Raw genomic sequence first — 13,560 nt, forward strand, 5'->3', positions numbered from 1 at the left:
AGTCAGGCGGGATGGGGACCGCCGGATCAAGCGCCGAAGGGCATCGGCACTCAAGGGTGGCCCGGTCTGCCGGGCCGCTCAGGATGGGGGAACGGTCAGCATCCAAGCCCCCAAGACGACCGCCTGCTCCAAGGGTCCGGAGAGCAGGCATCCGTCCGCGTTGGCCGCCTAGATGGCGGGAAGCGGTGAGTAAAGGCCGACAGCCCAACCCCGGCCTGCCTGATCAAGGTTTCACCTCCGGCCCCGGCTCCGACGGCCTCCCACATGGGAGGGTGCGCGTGCCTCGCTGCTTCTGCCGGTCACCGGCGAAGCTGTGCCCTCTCGGGCACAACAGCACCTCAGGCCTCCCCTCCGGGAGGAGACAAGGCAATCTCCGATCTCTCAATCGAGAGAGATCAGGAACTGCATCCTGAGCCCGCCGCATTCGAGTCGCCAAATCCTCGATTATCCAGTCTCTGGTCTCTGCCCCTTTCGCTAACCACCTGGAAAATCTGAATATTCTGTCCAGCCGCTCCGTTTTCTGTTGGGCCGGCTCCGCTTCTCGACGGTACACTGAAGCGTCCGGTTCAGATATGGAGCGTCGTCAGCAGTTCGATGTTCCGGCGCTCACGTTCAGCCCGTTCCGCCGCCTCGCGCTCCGGCTGCATGCTTTTGTCATGCGCGTCGAGGTACTCGGTGGAGAACAGCACATGCGGATCGGTCTCACCGCACGCCAGCGCCGAGGGCGGGATCCTGTACCGCTCCCGCAGCGCCGCTACGTTCATCCGATCCAAGTTCCGGCTCACCCCGAACCGCTTCGTCGCCACCAGACCCTGCGAGCGCAGCTTCACTCGCGCCGCCTGCTGCACCGGCACCGGCACCCTGGCCTGCTCCGGATCAAGCAGCCGCCGCTCCTTCGGTACCACCAAGCCCTTCATCATGTACTGAAACAGGCGCCATTGCGCGATCACGTCCCGGTCATGCCGGTGGAGTATCCGCACCGCCCGCGTGCCAAGCCGCCGCTGCACGCTCTGACCCGAGATCGTCTTCACGGCGAATTCGACCTGCCGTCGTAGCCAGGGCTTCCGGGCCTTCGGCATCACCATCAGGATGTGGCTGTGCAGGCCGTGCCGGCGCCCGTTCTCGATCACCCAAACCAAGGCGTAGGGAACGCAGCGCTTTCCGTCCTCATCCCGACAGGACAAGCAAGCCTTCCGCAGCAACTCCAGATAACGTCGGTGTGCCTCCGCCACGGCCGCAGGATCTGTGATGCCTACCCGTGACCAAGTGATCGACAAAAAGGTATTCAGCACTTTACCGAAGCAGTTCGCCAGTGCAATCGCTTCGTAGCCCTGCCTGAACTGCTTCGTGGACAGCGCCTGGGTCAGGCCCCAGCTGCCGACCGCGCGGCCGTACTCCTGCTGATTCCGCCCGAACACCGCCTGATGCCGCACCACCTCCGGATCGGCCGACTCAGCGCCGACCCAGTTCCGTCGTCCGATATCCTCCGGCTCGAGCCCATGCTCACGCAGAAACCGTAGCTGCTCACCCAGCCCTTCGATCCCGGCATGGAACTCCCTCCCCGGGTCCGCGGCGTCAGCTTCGGCAGTCTCCCTCTGTGCGTTGCCTCTCTTCCGTCGGCGCGCCTCAGCCGCCAGCTCGGCCTTCCGCGTCTCCGCCCAGGCCAGCTCAGACGGGCGCGCCGCCTCTCTACGCGCCTGGATCTCCTCCAGCGACGGGATGTAGATGCCGGCCACGTCGCTACCCTTCGGCTCCATCGACTTCACTCCAGGCGGAGGCCACACAAGCACGCAGCTCCCATGGGTTCAGCATATTCGCTGTTTGCCACGTCGGCTCGACGCGCGGAGCGTTTCGCACATCTTCAGCCCTTCCGTCGCCCGCCCCATAGCGGCTGCGGCGGCTTTGCGCCTCCACTCCCGGCCCTCAACAACGCCGGGCCAGCCGTGAACCCCCGTCCACCACCGGAACGGGGCTCGCCTCATGAATACCGCTGACGATCAACATGCCACCGCCAGCACCTCGGCCACGCGCTCCCCGACCCGGCGGCGCCTGCTCGCTCTTTTCGCCGGCCTCCCTCACGCCGTCGGCCCCAACGCAACCGCCACCCGGTCAGTGCCCCGCGGCGACACTGACACCTTTGCGGATCCCATTCCCGACCTGTTCAGCGCGTTCGAAGCGGCCGTCATCCGGCACGAGGCCGCACTCTGGCGCTGCGATCGCCTCGAAGCCTGGCTTCTCGCCGAACTCCATCACCCTCGGGTTCAACTGCCGGCACCAGCAGGCACCCCCGTCCGCTACGCCGCAGATCCATACACCATCGCGCAGCACCTCCCGCCGGGCCGGCGCCGCTACCGCCTGCAGCAGGTCCTGCTTCGTCGGCAGCAAGCCTGGGCGCGCAGTGCCCGTGCCAGCGGCCTCACTCGTGCGCAGGAACAGGAGGCCACCCTCAATACTGCCGTTCGTGAAGCCGCCGCGACGCTCATCGCCGCGCCGGCTCACACCCACGACAGCATCTGCATCAAGCTCCTCGTCCTCCTCGCCGTGCAGGAACCCGACGAAGCCTTCCGCGACTGCTCGCCCTGGCCTGAGCTGCGGGTCATCCTCACTGATCTGAGCCGCCACACAGATCGATTCTGACCCGCACACTGCGGCTGCGAAACGGTACCCCCCAAGCGCAAGAAGAGCGGGCGCGGCGCTGCCGGCGAGCTGCTTCCGGCTCCATATTCTCACATACCCCCGTGAGATGACGGCATCCCAGCAGACCCCGGCACGTCTGCCTACCTTAGCTTTCCCTCTGGACGTCTCCCCCTACGCTTCCTCGCTACTTCCAGCCGCTGCCGCTCCTCCTTTCCGATCCTACCATTCGGCCCTACGGTCGGCTGCTTCGATCCCTTAATGCGCCGATAAACGCAGTACGCGGTCCAGCCAACTTCGTCAGCTGTGTCAGCAGCTTAGCCACGGGCCGCTCCGTTTCTTGAGTGCTCTGCTCCATTTTCTGCGCGACGGCTAGCGAGCAACTTCGCGGCCGCTCCCATGAAGCTCTAGCTGTGCCCGCTGGAAAGGACTCGGCCCCTGACCCTATCCCCCACCATCCTAGACCGCGCCCACGGTGCACTCCTCGGCCTCGCCGTCGGCGACGCCCTCGGCAGTACGCTGGAGTTCATCGAGCGCGACACCCAGCCCCTCCACACCGAGATGCTTGGTGGCGGTCCCTTCCACCTCGAACCGGGGCAGTGGACTGACGACACAGCGATGGCGCTCGCCCTCGCCGACAGCCTCGGCAGCTGCCACGGTCTCGATCCGCACGACCTCGCCACCCGCTTCGTGCGCTGGTGGGAGGAAGGCGCCTACTCCTGCACTGGCGACTGCCGCGACATCGGGATCACCACTCAAGAGGCGCTCGCCCGCTTCATCCATACCAGCGAGCCGTACGCAGGCTCCTCACACCCGCGCACCGCCGGCAACGGCAGCCTCATGCGCCTCGCGCCTGCCGCCCTCTTCTCCCTTCATGACGCCGCTTCCGCCGACCAACTCGCCCGCGACCAGAGCCGCATCACGCACGCGGCCCCGCAGGCGATCGAGGCCTGCGCCTACTTCGTCCAGCTCCTGCGAGACGCCATCCTCGGCCAGCCCGACGTGTTCCGCCCCCGTACCTGGTCCGGCGATCCAGCCATCGCCGCGATCGCCGCTGGCTCCTGGTGCCTGAAGTCGCGCGATCAGATCCGTTCGTCCGGCTACGTCATTGACACCCTTGAGGCGGCACTCTGGGCCGTCGGCACCACCTCCACCTTCGAGGACGCGCTCATCTTGGCCGTAAACCTCGGTGAGGACGCCGACACCGTCGGCGCTGTCACCGGTCAGTTCGCTGGCGCTCTCTACGGTGCCTCAGCTATCCCGGGGCGCTGGCTTCATCCCCTGGCCTGGCGAAGCGAGATTTCTGAGACCGCGGATCGGCTTCTCATCGACGCCCTAAGGGGCAGCAGCTGACCCCTTTCAGACCTTTGCCCTGCTGCTTTCGAGATCCGCACTTGAGGGAGAAGCGGACGTGCACTGGATGGCCATAAGACCCCGTTTCAAGACGGACTAGAGAGCTTGGCCGTTGGGCGAGCGACGGACCTGGCGGGCGTTGGAGGCGTGTCTGACGCTACCCCAAATCGACGATGTGGACGCCCGCCGCCCGCGCCGAACTTGCGCGCGAGAGCCAGCCGCCTTCCTACGCAAGGAGCGGCTGGCTGTCCCGCCCTTAGAAATGCCTAGCGCGGCGCAACCATTTTGGGAATGTAACCGTAACAAACCCTGCGTGCGCATTCAGGGCGCATGATGGGGGGCGGCCGCACGGAGCCGACAAACTAAAATCCCGGAGGCTTCCATGGAGCGTTCCGAGAGACGTGGCCTCGCGAGGCTCTTGCTCCGTTATCCCGACCTCCGAGAGGCGCTCCGGGGCAAAGCCGCGGAAGACGCCACCTTCCGGGAGTTGTGCGACGCCTACGAGGCTGCCTGCGAGGCGGCTGCTTATTGGGCGAAATCGACCCAGCCAATCGGGCCTGAGCGCGCGTGCGAATACCGACAGCTCGCGAACGCCGTCGAGGAAGACATCCTGCGCAACTTAGGGTAGGACATGAACCTGTTCGTAGCTTCCCCGGCTGATGAGGGGTCGCCCGACCACGGTTAGTGGGCAAGATCCACCTTGGTTCTAACGCAGCCTGCGGAGGATCCGATGGATGCTGATTATGCGTCGGCTAACTCGAACGAGCCTTCACCAGAGCTCGAACGGGTGTTCCGCGAACTTGTAACTGCTACAGGCTTGCGGCTGTCCGAGCGCAATCGTCGCTTCCTCTCGTTCGTAGTCGAAGAGGCGCTGGCCGGGCGTGGTGAGCGCGTCAAAGCCTACACCATCGGGGTGGACGTCTTCGGCCGCGGTCCGGATTTCGACCCAGGCAAGGACCCCATCATCCGGATCGAGGCGACCCGAATCAGGTCGGCCCTCGCCGCTTATTACGCGGGCCCGGGCGCCCACAATCCAGTTCGGCTCGTCCTGCGGCCGGGGTCGTACATACCGGTCTGCGAGGCGGCCCAGCCGCCAACTGCACCCTCGGCCGATACTTCCGGCTGCCGGTTTCTGACTCCCAACGCGGAAGATGCCCCGACCGGTCGGGTCCAAGTGGCCGTGGTGGTCACGCACCGGAGCGACCGGCGTGACAGGTGCGCGATGGCGAGGGGTGACATGTACGTCCACGCCATCGTCAAGGCCCTCGCCGGCCGAGGGTTTCGCGTCTTCGTGACACCTCCCCCAGAGCGCAGGGCGGCCGCGCAAGCCATGAAGGAACTGCTCTCCCGGCCCGACGAAGTTTTTGCCCTCGACATCGCCGTGCATGAGATTGCGGAAGGCTACCGCTATTCGTGGTCGCTCAACGGCCTGCACAGCGGCGAGATAAAGGCATCCGATGCCGTCGACGGAGTGGAAGACGTCGTCCCGGCAGGAGCACGCATCGATGCTCTCGCCGACACCGTCGCACAAAGCGTGACGGACGCCTGCACCTGACCGCCGCGTGCGGGGCGAGGCTGCTCCTTGGCCCACACGGCTTCGCGTCTGAACGCTGTTACGGTTACAGGCTTCAGGGGCATCCGCGCGCGTGCGACCATCACGCACGATGGCTATGCCCTTCATCGACATCTTCGCCTGGATCGTCCTGTTGGTCGTCGCCGCGACGCTCGTCGCGACGTTCGTCGCGCTCGGCGTGATGCCCGGCCGCATCGCTCGTAGTCGCGGGCACCCCTGGGCGCAGGCTGTGACTGTCGGCAGCTGGGCCACGCTGGTCTTCGGCTTCGTGTTCTGGCCGCTGATCCTGGTGTGGGCCTACGTCGATGCTCCCGCCAAGCAGGACGCGGGTGAATGATCGTCTTCCTGCTCAACAGCTACATCGCCCTCCTGGTCCTGTTCGTCTGGCTTCGGTTCATCCCGTTCAACCTGTTCTGGAAGCTCTCGCCCGCACTGGTCCTCATCGTGCTGCTTGTCGGGCTGTTCATTCCGATGGGCTGGGGAGCGCCCTCTGGGCCGGCAGCGGTTATCCGCAACTCGGTCCAAATCGTCCCTTCGGTAGCCGGCGAGGTCGTGGACGTCCCGGTCAAGGCGAATACGGCGCTCAAGGAAGGCGACGTCCTCTTCCGGATCGACGCGACGCCGTACCGGGCGCAGGTCGAGGTCATCGCGGCTCAGCTCAAGCTCGCCGAGACACGGCTCGCCGAGATGTCCCAACTGCAGAGCCGGGGGACCGGGCGCATGTTCGACGTCGAGCAGCGACAGGCCGAGGCCGACCAGTTGCGCGCCCAGCTTGAGGGCGCCAAGTGGAACCTCGACAAGACCACCGTGCGGGCTCCAGCCGACGGCTACGTGACCAACCTAACTCTACGGATTGGCGCGCGCGTCACCGCGCAGTCGCCGGTGATGGCCTTCATCGACACAGGTGACACCCTCATCGGCGCGGAGATCCCTCAAATCTACGCGCGCTACATCGAGCCCGGCCAGCCCGTCGAGATCACCTTCAAGACGCTCCCGGGGACCGTCCACTCCGGGCGGGTCGAGGCCGTTCTGCAGGCCATAGCGACGGGGCAGGCGCAGTTCGGGGGATCCGCGGTGGCGCCGACCGACATCCAGTCCGCACCCTTCGTGGTCCGCCTCACGCTCGACGATGCCGAGGTGGCCCGCCGCCTGCCGGCCGGAAGCACCGGGACTGCCGCGATCTACACGGCCCACGTGCAGCAGGCCCACGTCATCCGGAAGGTCCTGCTCCGGCAGTCGGCGATCCTGAACTACGTCAACCCGTTCTGAACGAGGCGGCGAATGGGAACCACCCTCACGAGGAAGTTGGGCCTCACGGTGCTGGCGCTGATCACCGCCACCAGCCTAGCCGCGGCCCAGACGGCACCTGTCACCGACAAGGACATCGACGACGCCTACGTCTACCTGCTCGGCCGTGCCCTGGTCATCCGCCAGGAGATGATCGACAGGAGCGGTCCCGACTTTTCCTACAACTGGATCAAGTACAATCCTCTTGGGTCGGCCGATTTCGTTAACCCGAACTTCGACGTGGCCTATCTCGAAGCTTGGTTCGCGACCGACGACAAGGCGGCGGCGCTGCTGGAAATTCCCCAGGTGAAAGGACGCTACTACACGGCGCAGATCCTCGACGAGTGGGGCGAGGTCATCGTCAACATCAACGAGCGCACCTTCCCAACGAAGCCCTACGGAACCTTCGCCCTCGTGAAGCCTGGCTCGACCGTGGTCGTCCCGCCCGGTGTCGGGCGGATCGAGCTTCATTCCGGCAAGGCGAAGATGCTCGCGCGGGTCGAGATCAAGGGCGACCCCGACGGCGCGTTGGCGCTGCAACGCGCCTTCAAGGTGACGACCTTGGGCACGCCGGAGGCCGCTCCCCCGCCTCCGCTCCCGATGTTCGGCAACCAGGACCTTGTTGGGGTCGAGATCTTCGACGACGCAGACGCCAAGCTCGCGAGCGCGCTCGACGTGGCTCCCGGCGCCGCCGAGATGCAGCAGAAGGTTCGCGCCGTGTCGGCCTACGCGGCGTCGGGCGCGGGCGCGCGCGCCCAGGTCGACGAGAAGCTGCGCAACGTGATCCGCCGATTCCGGGAAGATGCCCTGACCAAGTCCGCCCCGTACCGCAATCATTGGCTCTGCGCGACGGGCAGCGGCAACTATGGGGGTGACTTCCGGCGGCGCACCGCGGCCAATTACGCCGGGATCTGGGCGAACACCTCGGACGAGGTCGTCTACTTCGTCGCAACCCGGGACGCCGACGAGAAGCCGCTCGACGGAAGCAAGGGCTATGTCCTGCATTTCGCGGCGAACCAATTACCCGAAGCCGTGGTCGACGCCTACTGGTCCGTGATCCTGGTCGGGGTGCCCGACTACCGCGTCGTCCCCAACCCCCTCAACCGCTTCAACTTCAACAATCTCTCGACGCTGACTAAGGAAGCCGACGGCTCCCTGAAAATCGCGGTCGGGCCGAAGCCGGTCGCCGGCATCCCGGAGACGAATTGGCTTCCCTCGGCCGATGGCCGGCCGTTCTCCCTGACGTTCCGCGCCTACGTGCCCAAGGACGCGGTGGAGCGATGCGAGTGGACGCCGCCGTCAGTCACAAGGATCGAGGGAGCCCGCCCATGACCCGAAGGCACCATGTCTCGGCAGCGGTCGCGCTCGCGCTGCTTGCGGCCACACCGGCCTCGAAGGCCGAAACGCTCGCGCCGTCTCCCAACTGGACGGCAGCGATGCCGCCCGCGCCAGACAGCACGGTCAAGATCACGGAAGCCTATGCCCGCATGGTCGCGCGCGACGCCTACTTTTGGGCTTGGCCGATGGTGAACATCTACAATCGACGGCAGGCCAACAAGCAGGCCCGTGAGGCGGGATTGTTGAACGGCGTGCTGCCGTACGCGCCCCTGAATGCCATGGCGATGCTGCACGATTACATCGCGCCCGAGCAGCGCTGGGTCGCCTGCCCGAACCAGGACGTCGTGTACGGAGCGTCCATCGCGGCGCTCGACGAGACGCCAGTCGTGGTTCAAGTCCCCGATTTCGGGAATCGATTCTGGGTTTACCAAGTGGTGGATACCCGCACCGACGGCTTCGCCCAACTCGGCTCCATGTACGGCACACGGCCGGGCTTCTACCTGCTGGTCGGCCCGAACTGGACGGGAGAGGTCCCGAAGGGGATTGCCCGGGTGTTCCGCGCCAAGACGGGCACGGCGTTCGTGCTGCCTCGCGTCTTCATGGACGACACGCCCGAGGACCGCCAAGCCATCCAGTCGGCCATCGACGGGATCGATGCCTATCCGCTCTCGCAGTTCGACGGAACGATGAAGCAGCACGACTGGCAGCGGCTGCCCAAGTTGGGCTCGCCGGCGGAAGGAGGAGGCTCGGGAGAGACGAAGTGGGTGTTCCCGGAGAAGTTCTTCGACGAGCTGCCGCTGGTGCTGAAAGACGCGCCGCCCTTGCCGGGCGAGGAAGCCCGGTACGCGCAGGTCATGGCCGTCCTCGCCGCTGCTCGACGCGACCCGGCCCTCAAGCAGGCCATGGCCGACGAGGCCTCGAAGGCCGAGAGGGAGATGATCGACCCGCTCCTCCAGTTTCGCAACTGGGGCGTTCAGCTCAAGGATCATTGGAGCACGACGTCCAACAACGCCGCGTTCGGCGTCGACTACTTCACTCGCACGGCGGCCGCAAAATCGAACATCTTCGTCAACGCACCCACGGAGACAAAGTATTACTATCAAGATCTCGATGCGTCAGGGGCGCGGCTCAACGGCGCCAAACGCTACACGGTGACCTTTCCGAAGGGAGGAACCCCGCCGGTCGACGGCTTCTGGTCGCTGACACTCTACGACGCGGCACACTTCTTCGTGCCGAACGAGATTCAGCGCTACTCGCTCGGCACCAAGAACAAGACCATGAAGTATGGTCCAGACGGCTCGCTTACGGTGTACGTGCAGGCGGAGCCCCCGCCGGAGGCCCAGCGCGACAACTGGTTGCCGGCGCCCAAGGACGGGGACTTCTCGCTCTACGTCCGGGCCTACTGGCCGAGGACCGCCGTAGTCGACGGTTCATGGGCACCGCCAGCGGTTCAGCGAGCCGGTCAACCTGCACGCTAGAGGTGTCCTACCGGAGGACGGCCTTCACGCCGGCCGGCTGCTGGATGCAGGCGCGGCGGGGTTCAACGGCGGCAGGTCCATTCGCTTCGTTCCGGTGGCCTCCTTCGCCAGATCCTTGCGGACCTTCGGGACGACGTGGCGGAGCTGCCGCCCCATGTCGACCGACCAGGAGCCCCCCTCACCGAACAAGGTGCGCTCCAGTTCGTCGGCGAGCGGCGCCAGGCGCGGATCCCGCCTTGCGCGCTGCCGCACGCTGAAAGGTAGCCGGGCAAGCCATGTCGCGAGCGCCCGGTAAGTCGCCGGGGCGTCGCCGCTCCGGGCAACCCGGCGCAACTCGGACCGTGCCGTCGCTTCCGAGGTGTCGACTCTCCGGACCCGGCGTCGTCGGAGGGCCGCTGCGATACCGAGCAGCAAAGCAATCCCGAGCAACGCTCCGGCGGCCCAAACCCATGTCCTTCCACGGCGAGGCACGGGCTCCGTCGCCGATGCCGCCTGAGTTACGGCCACCCGGACGCCGGCAAGCGTCACCGCGCGTGCGCGCGCTTCGTCCAGGTCCCACCAGGGCTGGACGACGGATGGCAGGTCGTAGCTGCCCGGCTCCTCGAAGACGTAGGTCACCCTGTCGAGGCGAGAACCGGTGAGGGCGCCGCGGTTCACCCGGTCCTCGGAGCGCGGAGGGTCGACGTAGATCCGGACCCCCTCGGGAGCGGTGAAGGCGAGGTCGGCCATGCCCATGGCGGGGACACCGTCGACGCTGCGGCGGATCGTGCGGACCAAGGCGCCGCCGGGCTTGAGCCGCGCCTGCGCAGGGTCGGGCTCCCAGCCCTGGGTGGCGTCGACCTCGTCCGCGGCGATGACGGGTCCGGATGGGTCGAGCCCCGGAGGCACGGTGACGACGATGCGCCGCGCCTCGCCACTCGCCGTTCCCGTCCGGTCACCCGCCGCGTCGAGCAGCGTGACCTCGGCGGCGGGGATGTCGATGGCCCCTCCACGGCGCGGGAACACGACGAACTCGAACTGTTGCCCAACGTAGGGCTGGCCATTGATCTGGTCGTTCGTGGTGACGCCCTGTGTCTCGAAGCGCAGGACTTGGGCGCCCGGGACGTCACCGACCTTGACCCGCGGCGGGCGCGGCATGCTGCCGGGAAAGAGAACGTCCACGCGGAGGTGAACCGGCTGGCCCACGACAATGCCTCCCGTCTCATTGACCTGGGTCCGGACCACGACCTCGGCGGCCTTCGCCGGTGCGGGGCTCGCCCTCACGACCGCCAGCGCGAGGATAACCACCGGCCTCCTCATGGTCGCCCCCCCTGCGGAGCCCCGGAATCGGCACCGGACGCCGTTTGGAGTTGGTAGGCGAACTTCACCCGCAGGAAGTCCGCCGGCCGCGTCTGCACCCGCTTCAACCAGAGGGCCCGGACCGCCTCGTCCGACATGGGCTTCCCGTCGCCCTGGACCGTGGTGTCCGCGCTGCCCTTCTTGCCCTTGTCGTAGACAACCTCGTCGGGGCTCGACTCGGTGTCACCGGTTTCGCCGCCCTCCTGACGCATGCGTTCGGCCCGGAGGCGCGCGATCTCGCGGTTGGCCGCCGCGGCCTCCCAACCCGGGCGGAGCGCCAGGGCCCGGTCGTAGCGCCTCACGGCGGCGTCGTACTTGCCGAGCATCACCAGGGCGTTGCCCTGGTCATAGGCTCCCTCCGCCGTGTCGACGCCGCCGAACGCTTGCGCCGCAGCCTTGAAGTCGCCCGCCCGGAACAGGGCCACGCCGCGCCAGATCGGATCGCGGAACGCGGAAGCCGCCTCGCCCGGACGGCCTCGCTCCATCAGGAAGCGCCCGCGCTGGTCCGGCGTGAGCAGGAGGTTTCGCAAGCCGACGTGGTAGGCGGTCGCGCCAAGCGCCAGGACGACGGTGAGTGACAGGAGGACGTACGGGTGCGGGGGCTTGGCGAGGCGGATCATGCCGTCACCCAACCGCTGCGGAACCAGAGCAGCGTGAGGAGGGCGAGGAGCGGCGTCAGCCAGTAACCCGCCTCCTTCCAGTGCTGCCCTTCGCCCGCGACCTCGGCCGCGCGACCGGTGCGGTCGAGCCGTCGGGCTACCGCCTCGACATCGGCCTGATCCACCGTGGTCGCAACGAGGTCCGCGTCGAGGGACCGCGCGACGTCGGCTAGGCGTCCGCGATCTTGGTCCGGAGGCAGAAGCGCGAAAACAGTCGCGGGGTGACCGAGGCGGGATGGGCCGAGGCCGCCGGCTGCGCCGGCCGTGGTGTCGGCCACCAAGAGGATCGAGCCGCCGTGGCCCCCTCCTGCGAGGACGCGGTCGGCCAGGGCAGCGGCGCCCGCGATGTCGTCTCCCTCGCGTGGCATGATCTCGGGCGAGAGGGCCTGCGCGAGGTTCAGGACGACGGTGGCATCCGGCGTCGGCGGCAGGACGAGATGGCTGGATCCCGAGTAAGCGATTAGGCCGGTGGAAGCGCCCTCGCGCAGCTTGAGCAGGTCGGCCAGCTTCTGGCGCGCCCGGTCGAGGCGGGTCGGCGCCAGGTCCGGGGTCATCATCGTGGGCGCGACCCGGAGGACGACCATCACCGGGGGCTTGGCATCAGCGAAGGGTGACGGCTCGCGCTCCCACGCGGGCCCCGCAACGGCGAACGCGGCGAGGACCCAGACAGCGAGGAGCAGCGCGTTCGGCGAGAACCACGACCGGCTCTTTCGCCCGACGAGCAGGTGCCGGAGCAGTTCCGGGTCGATCACGCGCCGCCAGCGCTGGGTCTCGTCCGATCCCCGCCGCTCCAGGTACCAGAGCGCCGCTGCCGGCAGCAGCAACAGGAGCCAGGCCGGGCGCTCGAAATGGAAGGCCGCGAATGCGCTCATCACGAGGTCCCCACCTTCGAGGCCAGCGCGGGTCCGGGCAGGGGCGCACGCGATGGGGAGCGGCCCCGAAGGAGCAGGTGAGCGGCCTGCGCGAGGAGCGAGACGAGCAGGGCTACCGCGAGCGGGACCCAGTAGACGTCCTTCCTCGGCCGGAACGTGACCGTGTCGATCCGGCGGGTTTCGATCCCGTCCAGCCGGTCGTAGATGCGGGCGAGTTCGTCGCGGTCGAGGGCGCGGAAGAAGCCGCCGCCCGTCGCGGAGGCGACATCCTTCAGGGTCGTCTCATCGAGCTTGTCCTCGCCGACTGTCGACGGATCCCCGATGGCGACCGTATGGATGACGATGCCTTTGTCCTTGGCGACACCCGCGGCCTCGGTCGACGGAACCTGGCTGGCCGTGTCGTTGCCGTCGGTGAGGGCGATGATGGTCTTGGCCTTCACCGTGCTCCGGTCGAACAGGGTGATCCCGAGCCCGATGGCATCGCCCAGCGCCGTGCGAGGACCCGCCATCCCGACGACGGTGTCACGCAGCATCTCGCGGCAGAGGTCGAGGTCCGTGGTGAACGGCACGAGCGCGAAGGGCGCGTCGCCGAAGACCACGACCCCGGCGCGGTCGCCCTTGCGGCGTGACAGGAAGTCGTCGAGCACGGCCTTCACGGCCGTCAGCCGGTCGACCGTCCTGCCCGACGCATCGGCGAAGTCCTTCGTGTCCATCGACCCGGAGAGGTCCACCAACAGGAGGAGGTCGCGCGTCGGCTGGTCCCGGTGGAGGGGCGGCTCGATCCATTGCGGGCGCATCAGGGCTGCGAGCGCGAGAAGCCAGCAGGCAACCAGCGTCGCGAGGCGCGGTAGGCTTCTCGGGGCCACCAGCCCGCCCGGGTGAGGGTTCCGGCCCGTAAGTGCGACCAGGCGGTCGAAGAAGGGGACGCGCAGTCCCGCGTGGGATGTCACGTGCGCCGGCAGGAGCCACCACGCCAGGAGCGGCAGGGGAGCGATGAGGACCAGCCAGGGATAGGAGAACGTGAGCAC

At 67.4% G+C, this 13,560-nt stretch carries 13 protein-coding genes; 8 read left to right on the top strand and 5 right to left on the bottom strand.

Annotated elements, in window-relative coordinates; all coding sequences use genetic code 11:
• Positions 1 to 566: 566 nt before the first annotated feature.
• The gene (locus MET2598_RS0101565) at positions 567 to 1,757 is read right to left on the bottom strand and encodes a hypothetical protein (RefSeq protein ID WP_018259641.1); all 1,191 of its coding nucleotides are present in this window, start codon (positions 1,755 to 1,757) and stop codon (positions 567 to 569) included.
• 223 nt (positions 1,758 to 1,980) lie between these two features.
• Between MET2598_RS0101565 and MET2598_RS40635 the strand changes: the two genes are divergently transcribed.
• The 8 genes from MET2598_RS40635 (at position 1,981) to MET2598_RS35835 (ending at position 9,663) form a co-directional block, all read left to right on the top strand.
• Entirely contained in the window at positions 1,981 to 2,637 is a 657-nt protein-coding gene (locus MET2598_RS40635; protein ID WP_157182069.1) for a hypothetical protein, read from the top strand.
• Positions 2,638 to 3,090: 453 nt separating this feature from the next.
• Positions 3,091 to 3,987, top strand: coding sequence for an ADP-ribosylglycohydrolase family protein (locus MET2598_RS0101575; protein WP_236728884.1), 897 nt, complete (start codon positions 3,091 to 3,093; stop codon positions 3,985 to 3,987).
• Positions 3,988 to 4,369: 382 nt separating this feature from the next.
• Positions 4,370 to 4,615, top strand: coding sequence for a hypothetical protein (locus MET2598_RS35830; protein WP_018259645.1), 246 nt, complete (start codon positions 4,370 to 4,372; stop codon positions 4,613 to 4,615).
• 102 nt (positions 4,616 to 4,717) lie between these two features.
• Positions 4,718 to 5,542 (top strand): hypothetical protein, encoded by an 825-nt coding sequence (locus tag MET2598_RS0101585; RefSeq protein WP_063824135.1) that lies wholly within the window; start codon positions 4,718 to 4,720, stop codon positions 5,540 to 5,542.
• Positions 5,543 to 5,657: 115 nt separating this feature from the next.
• Positions 5,658 to 5,897 carry a DUF3302 domain-containing protein gene (locus tag MET2598_RS0101590; RefSeq protein ID WP_018259647.1) on the top strand — a complete coding sequence of 80 codons (240 nt, stop codon included), beginning with the start codon at positions 5,658 to 5,660 and terminating at the stop codon, positions 5,895 to 5,897.
• Positions 5,894 to 6,829: an HlyD family secretion protein gene (locus tag MET2598_RS0101595; protein ID WP_018259648.1), complete on the top strand. Its 936-nt coding sequence runs from the start codon at positions 5,894 to 5,896 to the stop codon at positions 6,827 to 6,829. Before MET2598_RS0101590 ends, MET2598_RS0101595 begins: the two co-directional genes overlap by 4 nt.
• A gap of 12 nt (positions 6,830 to 6,841) precedes the next feature.
• Complete coding sequence (locus MET2598_RS0101600; RefSeq protein WP_018259649.1) at positions 6,842 to 8,179, top strand: DUF1214 domain-containing protein; 1,338 nt, start codon at positions 6,842 to 6,844, stop codon at positions 8,177 to 8,179.
• A complete protein-coding gene (locus tag MET2598_RS35835; protein ID WP_018259650.1) occupies positions 8,176 to 9,663 on the top strand; it encodes a DUF1254 domain-containing protein in 1,488 nt (495 codons plus the stop codon). Before MET2598_RS0101600 ends, MET2598_RS35835 begins: the two co-directional genes overlap by 4 nt.
• A gap of 24 nt (positions 9,664 to 9,687) precedes the next feature.
• Here MET2598_RS35835 and MET2598_RS0101610 read toward each other — a convergent pair whose 3' ends face one another.
• From MET2598_RS0101610 to MET2598_RS0101625, 4 genes are read right to left on the bottom strand one after another with little or no spacing between them, the layout of a single operon-like run.
• Positions 9,688 to 10,950, bottom strand: a complete 1,263-nt coding sequence (locus MET2598_RS0101610; RefSeq protein WP_020493634.1) for a BatD family protein — start codon at positions 10,948 to 10,950, stop codon at positions 9,688 to 9,690.
• 8 nt (positions 10,951 to 10,958) lie between these two features.
• A complete protein-coding gene (locus tag MET2598_RS35840) occupies positions 10,959 to 11,621 on the bottom strand; it encodes a tetratricopeptide repeat protein (RefSeq protein WP_018259652.1) in 663 nt (220 codons plus the stop codon).
• Positions 11,618 to 12,532, bottom strand: coding sequence for a VWA domain-containing protein (locus tag MET2598_RS0101620; protein WP_018259653.1), 915 nt, complete (start codon positions 12,530 to 12,532; stop codon positions 11,618 to 11,620). Before MET2598_RS0101620 ends, MET2598_RS35840 begins: the two co-directional genes overlap by 4 nt.
• Positions 12,532 to 13,560 (bottom strand): VWA domain-containing protein, encoded by a 1,029-nt coding sequence (locus tag MET2598_RS0101625; protein WP_018259654.1) that lies wholly within the window; start codon positions 13,558 to 13,560, stop codon positions 12,532 to 12,534. Before MET2598_RS0101625 ends, MET2598_RS0101620 begins: the two co-directional genes overlap by 1 nt.

It is taken from the genome of Methylobacterium sp. WSM2598 (genome assembly GCF_000379105.1).
Lineage (GTDB): Bacteria > Pseudomonadota > Alphaproteobacteria > Rhizobiales > Beijerinckiaceae > Methylobacterium.

What these genes read in the sequence shown, in the direction of transcription:
- MET2598_RS0101590 (WP_018259647.1), top strand. Translation starts at nt 5,658, where the DNA reads ATGCCCTTCATCGACATCTTCGCCTGGATCGTCCTGTTGGTCGTCGCC.
- MET2598_RS35835 (WP_018259650.1), top strand. Translation starts at nt 8,176, where the DNA reads ATGACCCGAAGGCACCATGTCTCGGCAGCGGTCGCGCTCGCGCTGCTT.
- MET2598_RS0101595 (WP_018259648.1), top strand. Translation starts at nt 5,894, where the DNA reads ATGATCGTCTTCCTGCTCAACAGCTACATCGCCCTCCTGGTCCTGTTC.
- MET2598_RS0101600 (WP_018259649.1), top strand. Translation starts at nt 6,842, where the DNA reads ATGGGAACCACCCTCACGAGGAAGTTGGGCCTCACGGTGCTGGCGCTG.
- MET2598_RS0101585 (WP_063824135.1), top strand. Translation starts at nt 4,718, where the DNA reads ATGGATGCTGATTATGCGTCGGCTAACTCGAACGAGCCTTCACCAGAG.
- MET2598_RS0101565 (WP_018259641.1), bottom strand. Translation starts at nt 1,757, where the DNA reads ATGGAGCCGAAGGGTAGCGACGTGGCCGGCATCTACATCCCGTCGCTG.
- MET2598_RS40635 (WP_157182069.1), top strand. Translation starts at nt 1,981, where the DNA reads ATGAATACCGCTGACGATCAACATGCCACCGCCAGCACCTCGGCCACG.
- MET2598_RS0101620 (WP_018259653.1), bottom strand. Translation starts at nt 12,532, where the DNA reads ATGAGCGCATTCGCGGCCTTCCATTTCGAGCGCCCGGCCTGGCTCCTG.
- MET2598_RS35830 (WP_018259645.1), top strand. Translation starts at nt 4,370, where the DNA reads ATGGAGCGTTCCGAGAGACGTGGCCTCGCGAGGCTCTTGCTCCGTTAT.
- MET2598_RS35840 (WP_018259652.1), bottom strand. Translation starts at nt 11,621, where the DNA reads ATGATCCGCCTCGCCAAGCCCCCGCACCCGTACGTCCTCCTGTCACTC.